Source organism: Streptacidiphilus sp. EB103A (assembly GCF_041261405.1).
In the GTDB taxonomy this organism is placed as follows: domain Bacteria; phylum Actinomycetota; class Actinomycetes; order Streptomycetales; family Streptomycetaceae; genus Streptacidiphilus.
On the sequence record NZ_JBGCAQ010000015.1, the window covers coordinates 94,268 to 111,372 of the forward strand.

Sequence of the window (17,105 nt, forward strand, 5' to 3'; positions counted from 1 at the left end):
CCTCCCTAGCTGAACATCCCTGCCGCACCGGCCCGGTCCGCCGCTGCGTCGGCTGACCTCCCCCCAGGCTCACCAGCAAGCACTATCCCACACTCATTTTTGCGATTGCGGCGATCCGCCTAGTAACGTGGTTACCGGTTGGCCGCAGCCCGCGTGGCTGTGGCATCATCCATGCAGACGGCCGTGATCGCCACCTGGCGTTTTACGTCCCACGCAGGGAGGCTTCGCCTAGTCCGGTCTATGGCGCCGCACTGCTAATGCGGTTTGGGCCTTCAAGCCCATCGAGGGTTCAAATCCCTCAGCCTCCGCGTGATGAGGGCCCCTCGCTCCGGCGAGGGGCCCTCTCTGCTTCTCCACAGCATCCTCACCACATCTCACCCTCGCAGCGCTTCGAGCGCCAGCGCCCACGGGAATGCTTCGCCCTCCGCCCCGCGCCGGATCCGCACCCCGGCGTCCCGCAGCTCGTTCAGGCTGCGCCCGAAGACCCGGTTCGCCGCGAGCGCGTCGCTGACAGAGGTGAGCACCGCCACCGGCAGCCCGAGCCCGGTGGCTTCCGCGAGCGAGCCCAGGGCGTAGTTGTCGACGATGCCGGCCGCCCACTTGTTGATGGTGTTGTACGTCGCCGGAGCGACCACCACCGCGTCCGCCGGCGGCTGCCGCTTCGCCTCGCCCGGCCGCCGGTACTCGCTGAACACCGGCCACCCGGTCTGCGCCTCGATCGCCGCCACATCCAGGAACGCCACCGCCGCCGGAGTCGCGATCACGCAGACATCCCACCCCTCACCCATCGCCGCCCCGATCAGCTCCCCGACCCCGGACGCCGGCGCACCAGCGCAAACGATCACGTACAGCACCCGCGAACCACGCCCACCGCTCATCCGCCGATTCCACCGCGCCACGCCGCCCCCCGCAACCCCCACCCGCGACGGAGCCCAGGTCAGGACCCCCGGTAACTCGATTTCACCCGAGGCCGGGGCTCGTGTACTGTAGTTCTCGCAAGGCAGCGGGGCGAACAAAAACGCCCGGAGGCCGAGCAAGGCGCTCATAGCTCAACGGATAGAGCACTTGACTACGGATCAAGAGGTTGCAGGTTCGAATCCTGCTGAGCGCACAAGCGCAACGGGCTTCAGGCCCAGGTCAGGGCTCCGTTTCACTTCGGTGGAGCGGGGCCTTTGATCGTTCTCAGGGGCCGTCATCTCACAATTTCTCACATACGGTTTTTGATCATGCGTCAGCCGAGCAGCTCGTTCAGCTTCTCCGCACCGGCCTTCAAGCTCTTCGCCTCGGGATGGACGTAGGTCCGCTTGGTGAACGACAGGTCACTGTGACCCGCCCAGGCTGAGACGACCGTGTCCGGCACCCCATTGTTCGCCATCCACGACAAGCACGCGTGGCGCGCGTCGTACAGCCGCACCTTGCGAACCCCGGCCAGCTCCATCAGTTTGTGCGTCTCTCGGCGCAGCTTGTCGGTCTTGAAGGGCCGGCCGAGCTCGTCCACCAGAACGTAGCCGCTGTTCTCGTACCCGTCGCCCGCGGCCAACTTCTCTGCGGCCTGCAGCGCGTGGAACGAGCGCAGCGCCTTGCTCACAGGGACCGGCAGCGGAAGCACCCGTCGGCCGCTCTCACTCTTCGGATCCTTCTCGACGACCTTGAGCCGCTCGCCCTTCTCCCTAGTGCGGTCGTACACCAGCGTGCGGGTGTTGCCGATCGCGATGGTGTCGGTGACGTCCAGGTCGACGTCCTCAGCCCACCGGGCCCCGCACACCTCGGCCGGTCGCTCGGCGATCAGCGCCAGCATCATGGCCGCGTACAGGCGGTGGCCCTTGATGGCGTCTAGAAAGGCCTTCACCTCGGCCTCGTCCCACGGCTGCTCCTTGACCTTGCCGTTGGTCGCCTTCTTCTTGGCGTCCCGCGACACCGTGACGTGCTCGGCGACGTTGCGCACCACCAGCTGGCGGCGTACTGCGAGATGGAGTGCTGCCCGGAATCGGCCGACGGCCAGCCGCACCGACCGGATGCCCAGGCCTGTCCCGGCCTTGCCGCCGCGGACCCGGCCCTCAGTCACCATCCAGTCGATGAGGGCCTCGATGTCGTCCTCGGTCAGCTCCTGGATCCGTCGGTGGCCCATGTGGCGGCGCACCGGCCGGATGGCGTTGTCGTAGTTGCTCTCGGTTCCCTCCTCGACATCCCGCGTGGCGGTCTTAAGCCAGGTGTCGAGCAGCTCGTCGACGGTGACCTTGTTCGGCGCGACGAACGAGCCGACGGACCGCTGGTGCCGGATGCGCGACAGTTCGGCAGTGGCTTCCTTCTTGGTGTCCTTCGTGACGGTCAGCTGCTTGCGTTTCCCGTTGGCGTCCAAGCCGATGTCCACGACGAACCTGTATCTGGTGGTGCCGTCCTTCAAGGTGATCTTCTTGATCGGGTCAGACATAGCCCTCTCCTCTTACGCCACGAACGGACCACCCGCCCGCGGCGCGAATGTCTCCGGGATCTCGCCGTAGATAGGCGGAAGGGAGGCCTTGTAGCCCTCTGCCTCGGTCTCGGCGCTCCAGCGTTCGAGCAGACTTCGCTGACCGCTGACTGTGCTGTCGACATCCTTCGCCGCCTGCTCGTAGGCCTTAGTGGCCTCTGGAGTTTCGGCCCTTCCACTCTCCAGCCAGTAGTTGTGCGCCCGCATCGCGTTGTACCGGATCATGGCTTCGCACTTCAGCAGCTGGCGGATGCGATAGAGGGCACTGCTGCCCCAACGGGCAGCCTCGCGTTGGCCGACTTCCTCCTGATCGGGCTGTGCAGGAAGCAATCCCTCCCCGGAAGCCCATCGGAGAGCGGTGACGGGATGCTCGACGCGGCCGGGAAGCACCTCGGTCTCCAACTCGTAGCCCACGGGAAAGATCAGGGCTAGCGGGGCCATATCCAAGGCCTTGGCTAGGACTAGGAGATCGGCGACCGTGACGGTCTGCCGGATGCCCTTCTCTAGCTTCGCAATGACCGATCGATCGAGAGGGTGCCCGAGCTCAGCGCAGCGATCAGCAAGAGCTTGGGCGCTGACGCGCCGGCCTTCCTCCTCTCCAAGTCGTTCTCTTGCACGGGCAACTTCCTGGCCGACCCGCTTGGCGATCCTCTGATTCCAGTCCGCGTCTTGTTCCACAGCGGAACAGTACCAGTGCCAGTTCGACCTTGACAGCCCATGCCGCCGCGTCCATGATGGCCGTAGCCGCAGAAGCGCAAAGAAAAGATCAAATTGACTTCTGCGGAACAGAATCTTGGTCTTGGAGTGTGCCTTCATGAACCACCAGCAGCGAGCTTTGGATGTTCGCGGCATGTCTGAAGCCGAGGTCATCGCACTTCCCGTGTCGATTCCCCTGGAGTTCGCGAATCGGGCAATCGGGCTCGGGCGAACCCTGGGCTACGCCATGGCAAAGCGCGGCGAGTATCCGATCCCGGTCATTCGCCTAGCCAACGCCTACCGGTGCCGACGGGCCGACCTACTCGAATACCTGGGCATCCAAGACCGAGCCGAGGCTGCCTGATGAAGCCGCCGACGCTCGCCGAAGTGCGTGGCTGGCCGGCAACGGTCGATGTACCCAAGGCGGCTACCGCCATCGGGATCTCGAAGTCTCACTTGTACGACCTGGTCAGGCGTGGTGAAGCACCGGTTCGGGTGCTGTCCTTCGGGGCTCGACACCGTGTGATCACTGCATCACTTGTCCAGCTTCTGGAGAGCCTCTAACTCCACCAATGGCGAAGGCCTCGGGGGACAACCCGAGGCCATGGTCGCCGACCAAAAACGCGTCCCGGTCTACCAGGGCAGGGCGCACGGAATGGAAGGAGCTACTGGCCATGATGCCAGTTCCCACCCTCGACGGCACCACCGTCGACATGCCGCCGCACTTCGGCGGCGACGAGCTGCACACCAACCCCACCGAGCACGACCGCCGCGCCAGCACCCTGGTCGCCGACCTGAAGCAGCCGTTCAGCTGCGGCCTCATTCGCTCCACCAGGCCGAAGAAGGGCAGCGTCCTCAGCTGCTTCTGGGTCGCCGCCTCCCCGGACGACACGCCGGTCCTGATGGGCTACTACGACGCCAGCCGCATCGGCCGCGACATGGTCGACCTCATCATCCAGGCCCGGTACGGCACGCCCGACGAGGTCATGGAGGTCGAGCTGTGACCACCACCGCGCCGGACAACGCCATCGACGACATGACCGAGGGCCCGCGGGTCGAGGTCCGCCTCACGTCGAGCACCCACACGGACCTGATGCGCGCCACCATCCAGCGCTGGTCCGCGATCGAGGGCTTCGCGGCCTCCGACGAGATCCTGATGGAGTTCGTCACCGGCCAGGGCCTGTTCGAGATGGACGCTGCCGGGGCTCGCGCCGCTGTCGTCCAGCTGCACTCCTTCGCCGACCAGTTGGCCGGCCTCGCCGACCAGCTCGACGCGCTGGGAGGCCACTGATGACGGCCATCGCGCCGAGCGCCGCCGACCGGCGGTTCCTCGACCTCGTCGAGGACGTCCTGCAGCTCAACAGCGACATCACGGTTGCCGACATCGAGGCGCTGATGCTCGCCGCGAAGGCAACCGACCGGGTTGGGGTGTACGAGCAGCTGCTCGTCGGTGAGCAGCGCCCGGCCATGGTCCGCGCGATCGAAGCGGGCATCAACTACAGCCGCCGCAGTGAAGCGCATCAAGGCGCCGCCGATGGCTGACCGTCCCGGCGGTTGACGCGGCGCCTGCTCAGGGGGAGCTCGCACCAGCAAGACCCCGGCCGGTGGTGGACACGCCCTCGCCGCCGCCGGCTGGACCCCCCTCACGCACTTCAGATCCAGGAGATTCCTTGAGTACGAACACCGGTCGCCGCGAGGGTGGCGGCCACCAGGAAGAACTCTTCCCCACCGGGGACGGGCTCGACAGCGCCACCCGCGCGGAGCCGTTGGTTCGGCCCGTGAAAGTCATAACTCGTGGTCGTGCTGAGACGGCTGTGCGCTGCCCCGAGTGCCGCGGCTGGCACCGGCACACCGGCCTCGGAGCCAAGACCGCACCCTGCGGAGCCCACTACACCGTGCAGTTCCGCAGCAGGGACAAGGCGGTGAGCGTGTGACTCCCGATGAGGTCGCCGCACACCTTCGGGGCATCGGCCAGGAGGTCAAGGCCCGCCGCAACGGCTACACGGCTCAATGCACCGGCCACGACGACACCACGCCGTCCCTCGACATCGACCCTGGCACCAAGGGCGCCGAGACCGTCGTCGTCTGCCGCTCCAACGGCTGCACCACAGAGGAGATCCTCGACGGTGCAGGCTTGCCCCGAAACGCCCTCAGCGCACCCCGCGCAACAGCCCCGGCGTCGCCTCGCCGCAAGGTCCGTGACGACGACTACACGGATGTGCGCGGCGGCGTCCGGTATGGGAAGGAGCGGTGGGAGCCCAGCAAGGACGGTCGTCGCAACAAGGACTGCTTCTTCTACCGCGACCACCCGGGCAAGCCCCGTCAGTACCAGAGGGTGTTCGAGGGTCCCGGTGCGCCGCAGCGTGTTCCGTGGCGTCTACACCTTCTGGTCAAGGCGATCGAGCGCAAGGTGTCGCGCATCTTCTGGGTCGAGGGCGAGCCGTGTGTCGAAGCCCTTGAAGCCCTCGGGGAGGTCGCGACGACGGCGGGGGCGTGTGGCGACTGGCGCCCCGACATGGCGCAGTGGTTCGAGGGTGCCAGCAGGGTCGTCATCATCGCGGACAACGACGACCCTGGTATCAGGCACGCCCAGCAGGTGGCCGCCGCGCTGGGCGCCAAGGGTATCGACACCGAGATCGTGCGCGGCCGGGTCCAGAGCAAGGGCGCGGACATCGTCGACCACCTCGCCGCCGGATTCACCCTCGATGACCTCGTCCCCGTCGAGGGCGACGACCTGCGGAAGTCGCTCGCCGATGCCCCGCCGGCCCCGAAGGAACCGGCCGGCACCGGCACCACCGATCCCCAGGACGAGGGCGGTGAGCGTGAGTCCAAGCGCGGCCCCTCGCAGGCGTCGCAGCTTGCCGCGCTCGCCCGCGCCCGGTACGAGCTGTTCATGTCCGAGGACGGCCGCCCTTACGCCGTGAAGCAGGACGGCGCGAACATCGCGCTCCCGTTGCGCGGAAAGGCCGGGCTGCGGTCCCAGCTCGCCCGCTTGTTCACCGACGAGCACGGCGGCTCCGTGCCCTCCCAGTCGGGCCTGGCCGATGCCATGACCGTGCTGGAAGGCGTCGCCTCGGCCGCGGACCCGCGGGTCCCACACCTGCGCGTCGCCCGGCATCACGAGGACATCGTCGTCGACCTGGGCACTGCCGACGGCCGGTGCGTCATCGTCGGCCCAGACGGGTGGCGCCGTGCACCACGCTCGCCGGTGCTGTTCCGCCGCTCCGGGGCGATGAAGCCACTGCCGGAACCCGTGCGGGACGGCGACGGCCTGCCCAAGCTCCAGGGACTGCTCAACACCAGCGAGGAAGGTTTCCGGCTGCTGGTGGCCTGGCTGGTCGCCTGCTTCATCCCCGAACTGCCGCACCCGATCCTGACGTTCCGCGGCGAACAGGGCACCGGCAAGTCGTACGCCGCCAAGATGGTCATCGGCATCATCGACCCGTCCGGCGCGCCGAAACGCACGGCGCCGAGGGACATCAAGTCCTGGGCCACGCAGGCATTCAACTCCTGGGCGCTGTGCCTGGACAACATCTCGACGATCCCGGACTGGCTCTCCGATGCACTCTGCCGGGCAGTCACTGGTGACGGCATCGTCGACCGGGCCCTGTACACCGACGACGACGTTGTCGTGCTGGAGTTCCGCCGGGTCTTGGCCATGACCACCATCGACGCCGGCGCTCTTGCTGGAGACCTCGCCGAGCGGCTCTTGACCATCGAGTTGCTGCTGATCCCGGACAGCAGTCGGCGCGAAGAGGGCGAGATGGACGCCGCCTACGCCGAGGCGCACGCCTCAATCCTGGCGTCGCTGTTCGACCTGCTGTCCCAGGTCTTGAAGGTGCTTCCGGACGTCCACCTCACCGAACGGCCGCGCATGGCCGACTTCGCCCGCATTCTGGCGGCCGTCGACCAGGTCAAGGACTGGAAGACCTTGGAGACGTACAAGGCCACCGCCCGCGACGCGATCGCGGATGTGCTGGACGGAGAGCCTTTCGCGCAGGCCGTTGTCGCCCTGGTGGACAAGGCCGGGATCGACGGGATCACAGTCACCGCCTCCGAGTTGCTGGAGCGGGTGCCTACGCCGGACCGGCTCCCGAAGAAGTGGCCCAAGGACCCCACCAGGGCAGGCGGCCAGCTCAAGCGCCTGGCCCCCGCGCTGCGGACCATCGGCATCGAGGTCGACGACAGCAAGCGCGGACCCAAGCCGAAGAAGCAGCGCCTGTACATCCTCTCTACCACGGCAGAGAGAAGGTACGAAACAGCGGTCCCAGCGTCCCCCGGTGGCCCTAATGAGCCCCTGACCAGTGCAAACAGGGGGGACGCTACCACTGGCGCGTCAGCGTCCCCCCTCGGACGGGCGGGGGACGCTACACAGCCCCAGGGGGACGCTGACCTCTTCTCAGCGTCCCCCAACGACACCGCCTCTGAGCTGGACGAATACCAGCGGGGGGACGCTGGGGACGCTGGGACCGCTGAAATGCACCCACTCTCTGACACCTGCCAGGTCTGCGGTGAGCCGATGTTCAAACTCGACCCCGATCAGACCACTCACCCCACCTGCTGACAGGAGATCACCATGACCGACACCACCACCCGCGACAGCGACACCGTCGACAGGCACACCTACACCGACCAGCACGGCCAGCCCCTGCACATCCGAGCCTGGCGCGGCCCCCAGACCGGCGTGACCATCGAGAACCCCCAGGACGACAGCACCTCCTGGACCTTCAACACCACCGAGGCCCGCGAGATCGCCACCTCGCTGAACCTCGCCGCAGACGCCGTCGACAAGGCGCTCGACCCCCGAACCGAAAACGCCGGGAAGGCCATGAGCCCGCTCGACTTCACCACGATCACCCCGAGCCCCGAATTGCTCTGCCACATCTGCCACAGCAAGCCCGCCACCCTCGCCGTCGGCTTCACCAGCCGCATCAACGGCGACTGGACCGACCTGGACGTGTACGCCTGCACCAGCTGCGCCGAGCACCACGCCTACGCCTTCACCACCGACCTCAACGTCTTCGAGACCGCCCTCGCCCGATACCGCGACACCGCCGACACCAAGTGGGTCGACGAGCGCGCCGACAGCCTCGAAGTCGCCCGCCACGCCTACGCCCGCATGCGCATCTCCTGCGAACCCCTCCTGATCGCCCTGGAGTTCAGCCCGGACGAGATCGAGGCGGCCAAGACCAGCATGACCCGGTTCGTCATCGGCACCGAGATGACCACCGTCCGCACCGGCTGACACCACTCGGGGCGGGCCATCCCGAAGTTGGCCCGCCCCTGCGCCGATCATCCACCCCTGCCGAAGGAGAGCACCACCGTGACCCAGCCCGCCATCCGCCCCGACGTCGTCGCCCGCATCGCCGGCCTCAACCTCACCGGCGGAACCGCCACCTGGACCCGCCAGGATGGCAGCCCCGCCACCCAGGACGACATCGACGCCGTCATGAACTCCACCTGGGCCGAACTCGAAGCCGTCCGCGACTTCCACCAGCGCGCCGCCGACCACCTCAAGGAGCAGGGCGGCGCCGCCGAGCGCATCGCGGAGATCACCCGCCCCTACTTCGCCACGCTCCCCGAGGGCGCGACCATGGGCGACGTCGCGCCGCTCCTGACCGATGCCGAGCGCGACGAGGTCAACCGGCTCGCCGCACTCATCGCACCCGACGGCACTGTCATCGTCACCCGCCAGAACTGACCACTCCGCCACCCACCCGGCCGGACCTCCACCGGCCGGGCCGGCTCAACTACCAGAAGGGAGGCTGTCGTGAGCCGCTCACGTCTCAGGGTGCCAATGCTGCAGGCACCGGTCGGCCGCTGTCGCCTTCTCGTCCAGCCTCTTGTGCGCGATCTTCTTGCCGAACTCCTTGAACTCCTCATAGATCGCCCCGGCCGGGTCGAGTACCTTGCCCGCCCAACTGGTCGCCTCGGACGCGTCCAGAACTGTGGCAGTCGCAGCGATACCAGCCTCCCCAGCGCCAACGAGCCCCATGGTTACGAGGGAGGCCATCAGGTCCCAGCCCGGAGTGTCATCCACACGGACCGGACGCCCCATCGCCACTTCCTTCAGGTACGGCGCGACGTGCTCGTTGACGTCTTGCGCCCATGCCGTGTCCTCGGCTGGCGTCCGTTTCACCTCGCTCCGGGGCCGGTCAGGGAAGCGCAGCGACAGGGCGACATCCTCTGCAACGTAGGCATTCCGCGGGCTCAGGTGCGCACGGTCGGCGATGTCTTTGATCTCGCGGCCGACGGCCCGCTGCAACTTGATCGGGATGCTCTCCAGCGGTTCGAGCCCCTCCTCCGTCGCCAGGACGCGCTCCAACGTCTCCAGCATGAAAGCTTCGGGGATCTCCGGCGTTTCCTTGCCGAGCCGCCCCTTCAACTCGGCGTACGCGTGGATCTCTTCGATGCCCTCAGTGACGAGCTTTCGAACGGGGCCGTGAGGGATCAGATTCTGGACTGGTATCTCCCTGGCCTCGACGAGCACCTGCTTCAAGGCCACGCAGTCCGGCGGCAGCTCCACCACACGACGTGGGCTCACCACGAAGATGTTCTTCGGGCTGTCCTGCACTTTCGACACTCCCCCGAACACCCTGTCGTACAGAGTCTGACCTCGTCTTACCGGGCGGCTGATCTGCTCCTTGGACGTGTGCTCGGTTGCCCGGCCTCCCTTGTTCTCGATCCCTTCCATGACCGTCACCATCCCCGACTCGTCGCTGCAATGCCTACCTCCAGGGATGCACTCCGGAGACGGCAGCGGGAGAGGTCGCGCGGCCCTACCTGCTGCACCCGCAGGCGTGCGCGCCAGCCGGAAGCCCCATCAGCGCGCCCATTGCGCCCCCTACACAGCCCGTCCCGGACCCGCCCGGAGCCGTCCACGGTCGGCACCACCCCAAAGGAGACCACCTTGGCAACGCACCTCGTGAGGGTGTCCCGCACCTCCCGGCCGCCCGGCGTCCAGGTCCTCTGCCCTGCCTGCCGCAGCATCAGGAAGGCCCGGCCCGTCGGGGTCGCCACCATCGACGGCAAGCGCAGGGAGATCCTCCAGTGCTCGGAGAAGACGTGCGAGCTGACATGGGTGCCGAGCAAGGCGCACGTCCCCGCCAGTGCGCCCCGAGCGGCATGACCCGCCAACCAACAACGCGCCAACCACGCACCCGGCAACGCCTCAGCCTCGCCCGCGTGCGTACGGCGATGGAACCGTTCACCGCCAGTGGGTCCGGCGGCAGGAGACGGCCTAATGCCGCCCCAATGAAACGCCGCATACCGCGAAGTAGCAAAGCCCGACCGGCCGTCGGGCCGGCCGTCAGGGGGACAGGCCGTCAACCGAAACGATCACGACCCCCGAACTTGACCTGCCGCCTGCACGGCCAAAACCCCGCCCGCCGTCAAGAGCCCCCGCGCCCCGCCAGATCGGACCCACCAGTGAACGACACGCACCCGGCCCCGAAGGGCACCGAGCCCCACCCGGACCTGACGCCCGGAACCACCACCGAGTACAGCCGGATCCACAAGCAGGCGCGGAAAGTCATGGCCCGCGCCTGCGCCGAGTGCGGCACGACCAAGCAGCTCGAAGTCGCCCTTCGCGCCGACGCCCCGAAGGAGAACCTGCGGGTCGTCGGCGAGCGCCAGCGCCGGTACAGCACCGACATAGCCCACTACCGCACGCTGTGCCTGCCCTGCCACCGCGCCGCCAACGGGTACGCGGCCGGCGGTCCCCGATGCAAGTGGGGCCACGAGTACACGCCGGCCAACACCCGCATCGACATGGACGGGTCGCGGCGATGCCGGGAGTGCATCCATCGCCAGTCCCTCGAACTTCAGGCCCGGCGCAAGCTCGAAGCCCTTGACGGGGTGATGCCGAAGCGGCCGCGGCGGGTCGTGCCGCCGGTGGAGGCGCGGATCCTGGAGCGTCTGCGGTTGTGTGCGGAGCGCCGGCGCCTGCCCCTGGACGAGCGGTCGCTGGCGGCATTGGCGCGCGCGGCGTACCGGACCATGCCCAAGCCGCGCACCCCGAGGCCGAAGCCGAAGCCGAGCACGCCGCTGACCGAGCTGACTCAGCGCGCGATGGACCTGCGTGCCCAGGCCGGTGCTGACGTGTTGTCGATCCACGACGCTGTCGCCCGCGCGTCGCAGGAGCTCGCCGCCGGGGTCCGGAGCAGCAGGTGAGCGATGCATTGTGCCGCCGCTGCGGCCGGCCGCTCTCAGCCCGCCTGGCGGTCGCTGCCGGCGTCGGCAGCCGCTGTGCCCTGCTCGACCTCACCGAGGCCACAGCGGGCCCCTCGCGGCCGTCCAGGGACCTGGGCGGGGCGACGGCGGAGCAGACCGCCATCGCCCTGGTGGCCGCGTTTCTGCACCACCAGGACGACCAGGTCATGCCGCTGCTGCTGGACACTGACCTGACGGACGTGGCCGGGCTGATGGCGGCCATAGCGGCGCTGCACCTGGGGGATCTGCCCGACGGGGACCAGCTGCTGCGGGAGGCCGCCCTGCGGGTGGCGCAGGCAGGTACGTGATGGCCCGCCATCTTCCTTCCGGCGTGCACCTGTCGGCGGCGGACTGCGCCCGTCTGGACGCCCACCTCGTCCGGCTGCTCCGCGATCTGCAGCTGCGTGACGGTGTGGCGCCGCGAGACCTGGTGGAGATCGTCGCGCCGATCCACCAGGCCGCCGCCGAGTTCCGCACAACCGTGCTGGTCGAGGCCGGTTCCGGAACCGTGCGCGACAGTTCCGGTTCCGTGACGGGAGTGTCTGCCGTGACGGAACGGCTCAGCGTGCACGAGGCTGCGCGGTTCGCCAAAGTCAGCGAGTCCTATGTGCGAAGGCTCGCCCGCAGAGGCGCTGTTCGCGCAGCGCAGTCGGGCAGCAGAGGCGCGTGGCAGCTGGAGAGCGGATCGCTGGCGGCATGGCTGGCCGACAGGAACGAGCACCAGAAGGCGGGCTGACCATGGGCGAGATCACGCAGGACATGCGTGAGAAGTACGGGCACCGCTGCGACCTGATCCCGCCGAGCATCCTCGCGCGGATCGACCAGGACGAGGTCCTGGACCGCCTCGACGACGCGATGGACTACCACCGCAAGGCCGACTCCGCCCCGGCAGACCTGGCCCGCGGCTTCTGGCAGCTGGCGAAGAACATCTGCACGGCCGACCCCCGCGACGAGACCGAGCAGCAGGCCCAGGTCTGGGTGTCGAAAGCCGACGCCGCGGCCTCGGTGCCCCACAGGGCCACCTGCCTGGAGCAGGCGCAGCAGGTGCGCAAGGCCAACCCGCCGGCCACCCACAGGGTCCGCTACCGGCCCACGGCCGAGGACCTGTGTAAGGCCGAGGCCGTCAAGACGCTGCAGGCCGACATCACCAAGGCCGCAGCCGCGAAGCAGGCCAAGCAGGCCGCCGAGGACCGCGCGTACCGCGAGGCCCTGGCCGGCCGCGGCACCTGGACCATCGGCCATCAGTGGCGTTACGACGCCGAACACCCCCGCCGCTGACGCGCGCCGGGCGTGGTCCTCGCCGCCCCGGGCCGCAGTCCGCATCCACTCCCGCCAGCTGCACCACCAGGAGCTTCCTCATGACCAGCACCACCCCCAGCACCGTCGACCCCGAGGTCGAAGGCCGCCGCGAGCAGTTCCACGCGGATGCCGACCAGTTCAACGCCGACGCCGCCGCATACAAGGGGCGTAGCACCGAGATCCGCGACGAGCTGTTCGCGATCGTGGACCGGGTGGCGGCCCTGGCCGACGAGACCACCGTCGTGACCGACGAGGCCGCCGTCCTGGAGCTGCGCGGCCAGGAGATCGCCGCCCGCGCCCGCAGCTTCGGCGAGCCATTCAGCGCCCCTCTGGTCGTCGAGGACCTGGTGCAGCAGATGAAGGCGGATCCGTCCGCATGCATCCCGGTGATGCGCCTGATCCTGGCGTCGCGCCGCAGCCGGGAGGACACCATCGCCGCCCTGGCGGACATGGCCAAGGCTCAGAACCCGATCCGGTGACCGTGACCGTCCTCACCGCTTCCGCGCTGTAGCCCAAGGAGCTTCCCCATGACCGTCACCACTCCCGAGTTCGCAGCCTTGGCCGACCGCATCGGCGAGGCCTCCGCCCAGCTCGCCGCCTACGCCGAGTCCCAGGGCGTCGATCGCGCCGAGACGGCCGCGTACCTCGCCGCCGGCGTCGTCCACGCCGCCACCACCGACCCCGCCAGGGAGAAGGCCAAGGAGCAGCTGCACGCCGACACCGCCGCCTTCAACCGCGACACCGGCGCCTACAACCGCAGCTTCGACACCATCACGACCCAGCTGAACGCCTACCTGGACCGGCTCGCCGCCCTGGCGGACGAGGTCATCGCCTTCACCGACCAAGCCGAGGAGTTGGACGCCCGCGGCCGCGGCCTGGCGCTGATGGCCCGCTCCCTGGGCGAGGACATCGGCGTGATGCCGCCGGTCCTGGAGGGCGTCGTCCAGGCGTTGCGCCGCGCGCCGGAGAAAGACCAGCTCCTATCCCGGCTACTGCTCTCCTCGCGCCGCGGCCGAGCCGCCACCATCGCCAGCCTGGCCGAGCTCACCCGGGCCCTGCGCCCCGCCCGGTGACCGCTGAGCGCTGATCCAGACCCCTCCGCCGTATTCAAGTTCGGCGGGGATGCACGGCCCTCATGCAGCCGTGCAGCGCGCCGCCCGCCCGTGACCATCGTCCGGGCGGGCGGCGCGTCGAGCAGGAGCGAGAAGGAGTTGGACATGACCGACACCGGAATCCGGCAACGCCGTACCCCGCCGCCCGAGCTCGGCGAGATCATCAACCGGGGCAGGCTGCGGGCTGGACTGCGGGGAGCGGAGTGCGCTCGCGTGGCTGGCCTGTCCCGCGCCTACTTGCTGCAACTTGAGCTCGGGAAGCGCGTCCCCTCCGCGTACACCGTCGAGCGGCTCGCGGGGGTGCTGGCGCTCACGGACCCCGAGCGCGAACAGTTGATGGCGGCAGCGGTCCCGGATGCCGGCCGGTCTCACCCGGGCGCGGTGGCGCGAAGGGCGTGGCGGACGGCCAGCGACTCCCCGGAAGCCTGTTAGCCATGGCTGACGGACCGGAGCTTTTCGGACGTACCTTTATGGACGGAGTCGGGCCTGTTCAGTAAGGTGTCCAGAATCGTAGAGGATTTCAGACACGAGGGGGGCACCATGGGCCGCATCATCGCCTATGTCCGCGTCAGCACCCGCGACCAGAACCCGCAGATGCAGATCGACGCCATCACCGCGCACGGCTACGACCTGATGTTCACCGAGAAGATGTCCGGCCGCGTGAACGAACGGCCTGAGTGGCAGAAGTGCATCGCCCAACTTCGCGAGGGCGACACCTTCCTGTGCTGGAAGTCCGACCGGTTCGGGCGCTCGGCCGGCCACGTGCTCAGCGTGGTCGAGGACCTGACGAAGCGCGGGGTCAAGGTCGTCTCGCTGACCGAGAGCTTCGACGTCGGTACCAAGGAGGGCAAGTTCATGTTCTCCGTGCTGGCCGCCGCAGCCGAGTACGAGACCGCGATCCGTGCCGAACGCCAGGCGGAGGGCATTGCCGCCGCGATGCGCCGTCAGGAGTCCGGCGAGATGCTGCCCAACAAGCAGCGGATGGGCCGCCCGCGCAGGATCGGCCCGTCCGAGGTCGAGACTCTGCGGCACCTGGTCGATGCCGGGAAGACGGTCACCGAGGCCGCCCGCACGTTGAACATCAGCCGGTCATCGGCCTACGCCGCGCTCAAAGCCGGGTAAGGCAGTGGATGAGGAGCGCCGCGCCTGGATCGCCGCCGCCGTCGCCCAGGACCTGGGCGAGCTCCGGGCGGAGATGGAACGCCTGGACGGTACCCGCGCCGGTCGCAGGTTCAAGCCCAGGAACCTGCACCTTGGGTGGACGGAGCGGGTCGAAGCGCAGACCGCCTACGTCGAAGCCGTCCGCCTGTGGATCGAGCACTTGCACGAGCCCGACAAGTGGCTCCTCCGATTCCTGGAGCGCCCGGACTTCGGCCAACCCGGCTGGCAGATGAAGTACAACACCCGCCGCGGCGACTTCATCCGCAAGCATGCGTGGGAACCGACCGCCGAGCGACAGCGCACCGGGTACGCCAAGAAGCGACGCAAGGATGCCGGGCGCCGCCAGCTGGAGCGGGAGCAGCGCACCGAACCCATCAACCGGGCCGCGATCTACGAGCGCGACGGTGGCCTGTGCGGGATCTGCGGCCTGCCCGTGCCAGCGGATGGCTTCCACCTCGACCACATCACGCCGCTCAGCCTCGGCGGCGCGCACGGCCCAGAGAACCTGCGCGTCACGCACGAGGTGTGCAACACGGACCGGGGCAACGGCTGGAGCACCCGGCGCATGGGCACGTAGAAGCGGTCCTCTCAGAAGGACGGCAGCAACGCCCTCTTCGGCCACTTCGAGGACGTCGACAAGTGGGAGGAGAAGCCGCCCAGCGGCACCGGGCTATGACGAGAACGGCACCATATTCCTGCTTAGCGCCGACGAAGGAAGCGACGCCGCTGTGCAGCGATGGACACAACGCTGCTGCTCTCTTCCGGCTCCGGGTGGAACTGCCTCAATTCATCGCCGAGACGCTCCTGAAGGTAGTTACGACGCTCTTTTAGGGAAGTGGCGAGCTCGGCGCGTCGCCCCTTGGTGGTGACCGCCTGGGTCATATCACTGATCCACGAGCGAATCTCCTCCGCAAGAACTTGGTCCTGCAGACGCGTACACAGGAGTACGAGTCGCCCGATAGGAGCAAGAGCCGCTCTAGTCTCGGCCATCGTTGGAATCTTCCCCAGTGCGACGCCGACGGTTCGCGTTGTCTGAACGGAGATCGTAGTGGCCATTGCCTCCATCTCCTCCTGCAGATCAAGGATTGTCTGCACTTGGAGCGCCTTCCATTCGGCCTTGCGCTGCATCGCTGCAGCGACCTTGGCCTTGGCGGCGTCGCGCCTGATCGTCCGTCTCTCAGTAGCCCATTGCCCGGCGTATGTCAGGGCGGCCCCTACGGCAACGCCTGCCAGCGGATCGAGGTTCATGGCTGATGAACGTAGCGACCCGGGGCCGAGCGTGAAGGCGATCTGAGCTCTATTTGCGGTTCGCGGGGATCATCACTATTTGACGATGCAGAGTCACGGGCGCGCCACAGTCACAGGTAGATAGGGCGCCCAGACGAGCGTCCTGCCCGTCGTTGCGCTCTGCGGCTACTGGCCGAGAAGCCGGGCCTTCGCTGCGGCGAACTCGTCGGCGGACAGGATGCCCTGCTGCATGAGCTGGCCGAGCTTGGCCAACTCGTCCGCGACCGAACCGGCCGAACCAGTGGCCGCCGGGGCAGTAGCGAAGTGGTTGCGGATGCCCTGAACGCGGATCATGTCGAGCATCTCGGCGCACTTCTTGGCCTGGCCGCTGACGGTGACGCCGGTGAGCATCTCCACCCGCAGCAGCATCGGCTGCCCGGCCGGGTCGGTGTAGGCCAGGTGGATGTTGTTGTGGGTGGCCAGGTCCCGGGCACCGCCGCGGCTTCCCGAGGCCAGCAGCGACTCTGTGGTGCTGACTTGGCGCTGCTCGATGGTGAGGTCGCTGATCGCACCGTAGGGGATGGCCAGGGGATCCCAGAACTTCTTGGCGGCACTGGTGGGGTCGAGGGTGATCCGGTCGGGCCAGTAGCGCAGTTCGATGCCCGCGACCTTGGCCTTGGGCAGGTGCGGTAGTCCGCCGCGGTACACGACCTTGTACTCGGCTAACGGCGCGTCGGTGGTGCTGGTCTGCTTGTTGCCGAAGAGTCCCATGGTGTCCCCCTTGTGTGAGGCGAAGGGGGACAGCGTGGCAGTTGGCGTCGAGTGATCGTTGTGGTGTTGCGGAGCCGTTACACACAGTGCGGGCCGGATTGGGCCAAACGGATGAATCCCGTTGGTCGATTACCGGCACAATTGCGCTTCCGACCAGG

General features: G+C 68.2%; 23 protein-coding genes and 2 tRNA genes. 19 read left to right on the plus strand and 6 right to left on the minus strand.

What is annotated here, in order from left to right:
• The first annotated feature begins 217 nt into the window (after window positions 1-217).
• Window positions 218-308: transfer RNA gene (locus tag ABH941_RS24515), tRNA-Ser, on the plus strand.
• 66 nt (window positions 309-374) lie between these two features.
• Here ABH941_RS24515 and ABH941_RS24520 read toward each other — a convergent pair.
• A complete protein-coding gene (locus tag ABH941_RS24520; RefSeq protein WP_370131625.1) occupies window positions 375-1,046 on the minus strand; it encodes a flavoprotein in 672 nt (223 codons plus the stop codon).
• Here ABH941_RS24520 and ABH941_RS24525 point away from each other — a divergent pair.
• Window positions 1,039-1,111 (plus strand) — tRNA-Arg (locus ABH941_RS24525). The genes ABH941_RS24520 and ABH941_RS24525 overlap by 8 nt on opposite strands.
• A gap of 120 nt (window positions 1,112-1,231) precedes the next feature.
• On the opposite strand, the gene ABH941_RS24530 is transcribed toward ABH941_RS24525, so the two are convergent.
• Window positions 1,232-2,431, minus strand: coding sequence for a tyrosine-type recombinase/integrase (locus tag ABH941_RS24530; protein ID WP_370131626.1), 1,200 nt, complete (start codon window positions 2,429-2,431; stop codon window positions 1,232-1,234).
• Window positions 2,432-2,443: 12 nt separating this feature from the next.
• Window positions 2,444-3,148, minus strand: a complete 705-nt coding sequence (locus ABH941_RS24535; RefSeq protein ID WP_370131627.1) for a hypothetical protein — start codon at window positions 3,146-3,148, stop codon at window positions 2,444-2,446.
• 136 nt (window positions 3,149-3,284) lie between these two features.
• On the opposite strand from ABH941_RS24535, the gene ABH941_RS24540 reads away from it, so the two are divergent.
• The 7 genes from ABH941_RS24540 (at window position 3,285) to ABH941_RS24570 (ending at window position 8,867) form a co-directional block, all read left to right on the plus strand.
• On the plus strand, window positions 3,285-3,530 hold the full coding sequence (locus ABH941_RS24540; RefSeq protein WP_370131628.1) for a hypothetical protein: 246 nt from the start codon (window positions 3,285-3,287) through the stop codon (window positions 3,528-3,530).
• Between the two features lie 310 nt (window positions 3,531-3,840).
• Complete coding sequence (locus ABH941_RS24545) at window positions 3,841-4,170, plus strand: hypothetical protein (protein ID WP_370131629.1); 330 nt, start codon at window positions 3,841-3,843, stop codon at window positions 4,168-4,170.
• Entirely contained in the window at window positions 4,167-4,457 is a 291-nt protein-coding gene (locus ABH941_RS24550) for a hypothetical protein (protein ID WP_370131630.1), read from the plus strand. Before ABH941_RS24545 ends, ABH941_RS24550 begins: the two co-directional genes overlap by 4 nt.
• On the plus strand, window positions 4,457-4,708 hold the full coding sequence (locus ABH941_RS24555; RefSeq protein ID WP_370131631.1) for a hypothetical protein: 252 nt from the start codon (window positions 4,457-4,459) through the stop codon (window positions 4,706-4,708). The genes ABH941_RS24550 and ABH941_RS24555 overlap by 1 nt, the downstream gene beginning before the upstream one ends.
• Window positions 4,709-5,096: 388 nt before the next feature.
• On the plus strand, window positions 5,097-7,730 hold the full coding sequence (locus tag ABH941_RS24560; protein WP_370131632.1) for a hypothetical protein: 2,634 nt from the start codon (window positions 5,097-5,099) through the stop codon (window positions 7,728-7,730).
• Between the two features lie 12 nt (window positions 7,731-7,742).
• Window positions 7,743-8,411 carry a hypothetical protein gene (locus ABH941_RS24565; RefSeq protein WP_370131633.1) on the plus strand — a complete coding sequence of 223 codons (669 nt, stop codon included), beginning with the start codon at window positions 7,743-7,745 and terminating at the stop codon, window positions 8,409-8,411.
• A gap of 78 nt (window positions 8,412-8,489) precedes the next feature.
• Entirely contained in the window at window positions 8,490-8,867 is a 378-nt protein-coding gene (locus ABH941_RS24570) for a hypothetical protein (protein WP_370131634.1), read from the plus strand.
• 78 nt (window positions 8,868-8,945) lie between these two features.
• On the opposite strand, the gene ABH941_RS24575 is transcribed toward ABH941_RS24570, so the two are convergent.
• Window positions 8,946-9,860 (minus strand): hypothetical protein, encoded by a 915-nt coding sequence (locus ABH941_RS24575; protein WP_370131635.1) that lies wholly within the window; start codon window positions 9,858-9,860, stop codon window positions 8,946-8,948.
• Window positions 9,861-10,076: 216 nt separating this feature from the next.
• Between ABH941_RS24575 and ABH941_RS24580 the strand changes: the two genes are divergently transcribed.
• The 10 genes from ABH941_RS24580 (at window position 10,077) to ABH941_RS24625 (ending at window position 15,526) form a co-directional block, all read left to right on the plus strand.
• Window positions 10,077-10,295, plus strand: a complete 219-nt coding sequence (locus tag ABH941_RS24580; RefSeq protein WP_370131636.1) for a hypothetical protein — start codon at window positions 10,077-10,079, stop codon at window positions 10,293-10,295.
• 299 nt (window positions 10,296-10,594) lie between these two features.
• Window positions 10,595-11,338: a hypothetical protein gene (locus ABH941_RS24585; protein ID WP_370131637.1), complete on the plus strand. Its 744-nt coding sequence runs from the start codon at window positions 10,595-10,597 to the stop codon at window positions 11,336-11,338.
• Window positions 11,335-11,685 carry a hypothetical protein gene (locus tag ABH941_RS24590; protein WP_370131638.1) on the plus strand — a complete coding sequence of 117 codons (351 nt, stop codon included), beginning with the start codon at window positions 11,335-11,337 and terminating at the stop codon, window positions 11,683-11,685. The genes ABH941_RS24585 and ABH941_RS24590 overlap by 4 nt, the downstream gene beginning before the upstream one ends.
• Window positions 11,685-12,113, plus strand: coding sequence for a helix-turn-helix domain-containing protein (locus ABH941_RS24595; protein WP_370131639.1), 429 nt, complete (start codon window positions 11,685-11,687; stop codon window positions 12,111-12,113). The genes ABH941_RS24590 and ABH941_RS24595 overlap by 1 nt, the downstream gene beginning before the upstream one ends.
• A 2-nt stretch (window positions 12,114-12,115) precedes the next feature.
• The gene (locus ABH941_RS24600) at window positions 12,116-12,655 is read left to right on the plus strand and encodes a hypothetical protein (protein WP_370131640.1); all 540 of its coding nucleotides are present in this window, start codon (window positions 12,116-12,118) and stop codon (window positions 12,653-12,655) included.
• A gap of 80 nt (window positions 12,656-12,735) precedes the next feature.
• Window positions 12,736-13,155, plus strand: a complete 420-nt coding sequence (locus ABH941_RS24605) for a hypothetical protein (RefSeq protein WP_370131641.1) — start codon at window positions 12,736-12,738, stop codon at window positions 13,153-13,155.
• Window positions 13,156-13,203: 48 nt separating this feature from the next.
• Complete coding sequence (locus ABH941_RS24610) at window positions 13,204-13,749, plus strand: hypothetical protein (protein ID WP_370131642.1); 546 nt, start codon at window positions 13,204-13,206, stop codon at window positions 13,747-13,749.
• 144 nt (window positions 13,750-13,893) lie between these two features.
• A complete protein-coding gene (locus ABH941_RS24615; RefSeq protein ID WP_370131643.1) occupies window positions 13,894-14,220 on the plus strand; it encodes a helix-turn-helix domain-containing protein in 327 nt (108 codons plus the stop codon).
• 108 nt (window positions 14,221-14,328) lie between these two features.
• Window positions 14,329-14,910, plus strand: a complete 582-nt coding sequence (locus ABH941_RS24620; protein ID WP_370131644.1) for a recombinase family protein — start codon at window positions 14,329-14,331, stop codon at window positions 14,908-14,910.
• A 4-nt stretch (window positions 14,911-14,914) separates the two neighbouring features.
• Entirely contained in the window at window positions 14,915-15,526 is a 612-nt protein-coding gene (locus ABH941_RS24625) for an HNH endonuclease (protein ID WP_370131645.1), read from the plus strand.
• 122 nt (window positions 15,527-15,648) lie between these two features.
• On the opposite strand, the gene ABH941_RS24630 is transcribed toward ABH941_RS24625, so the two are convergent.
• Together ABH941_RS24630 and ABH941_RS24635 are read right to left on the minus strand one after the other, a co-directional pair.
• On the minus strand, window positions 15,649-16,197 hold the full coding sequence (locus ABH941_RS24630) for a hypothetical protein (RefSeq protein WP_370131646.1): 549 nt from the start codon (window positions 16,195-16,197) through the stop codon (window positions 15,649-15,651).
• A gap of 165 nt (window positions 16,198-16,362) precedes the next feature.
• Window positions 16,363-16,947, minus strand: coding sequence for an SHOCT domain-containing protein (locus ABH941_RS24635; protein WP_370131647.1), 585 nt, complete (start codon window positions 16,945-16,947; stop codon window positions 16,363-16,365).
• Window positions 16,948-17,105: the final 158 nt, after the last annotated feature.

What these genes read in the sequence shown, in the direction of transcription:
- ABH941_RS24520 (WP_370131625.1), bottom strand. Translation starts at nt 1,046, where the DNA reads ATGAGCGCCTTGCTCGGCCTCCGGGCGTTTTTGTTCGCCCCGCTGCCT.
- ABH941_RS24530 (WP_370131626.1), bottom strand. Translation starts at nt 2,431, where the DNA reads ATGTCTGACCCGATCAAGAAGATCACCTTGAAGGACGGCACCACCAGA.
- ABH941_RS24540 (WP_370131628.1), top strand. Translation starts at nt 3,285, where the DNA reads ATGAACCACCAGCAGCGAGCTTTGGATGTTCGCGGCATGTCTGAAGCC.
- ABH941_RS24545 (WP_370131629.1), top strand. Translation starts at nt 3,841, where the DNA reads ATGATGCCAGTTCCCACCCTCGACGGCACCACCGTCGACATGCCGCCG.
- ABH941_RS24555 (WP_370131631.1), top strand. Translation starts at nt 4,457, where the DNA reads ATGACGGCCATCGCGCCGAGCGCCGCCGACCGGCGGTTCCTCGACCTC.
- ABH941_RS24565 (WP_370131633.1), top strand. Translation starts at nt 7,743, where the DNA reads ATGACCGACACCACCACCCGCGACAGCGACACCGTCGACAGGCACACC.
- ABH941_RS24575 (WP_370131635.1), bottom strand. Translation starts at nt 9,860, where the DNA reads ATGGAAGGGATCGAGAACAAGGGAGGCCGGGCAACCGAGCACACGTCC.
- ABH941_RS24595 (WP_370131639.1), top strand. Translation starts at nt 11,685, where the DNA reads ATGGCCCGCCATCTTCCTTCCGGCGTGCACCTGTCGGCGGCGGACTGC.
- ABH941_RS24600 (WP_370131640.1), top strand. Translation starts at nt 12,116, where the DNA reads ATGGGCGAGATCACGCAGGACATGCGTGAGAAGTACGGGCACCGCTGC.
- ABH941_RS24605 (WP_370131641.1), top strand. Translation starts at nt 12,736, where the DNA reads ATGACCAGCACCACCCCCAGCACCGTCGACCCCGAGGTCGAAGGCCGC.
- ABH941_RS24610 (WP_370131642.1), top strand. Translation starts at nt 13,204, where the DNA reads ATGACCGTCACCACTCCCGAGTTCGCAGCCTTGGCCGACCGCATCGGC.
- ABH941_RS24615 (WP_370131643.1), top strand. Translation starts at nt 13,894, where the DNA reads ATGACCGACACCGGAATCCGGCAACGCCGTACCCCGCCGCCCGAGCTC.
- ABH941_RS24620 (WP_370131644.1), top strand. Translation starts at nt 14,329, where the DNA reads ATGGGCCGCATCATCGCCTATGTCCGCGTCAGCACCCGCGACCAGAAC.
- ABH941_RS24630 (WP_370131646.1), bottom strand. Translation starts at nt 16,197, where the DNA reads ATGAACCTCGATCCGCTGGCAGGCGTTGCCGTAGGGGCCGCCCTGACA.
- ABH941_RS24635 (WP_370131647.1), bottom strand. Translation starts at nt 16,947, where the DNA reads ATGGGACTCTTCGGCAACAAGCAGACCAGCACCACCGACGCGCCGTTA.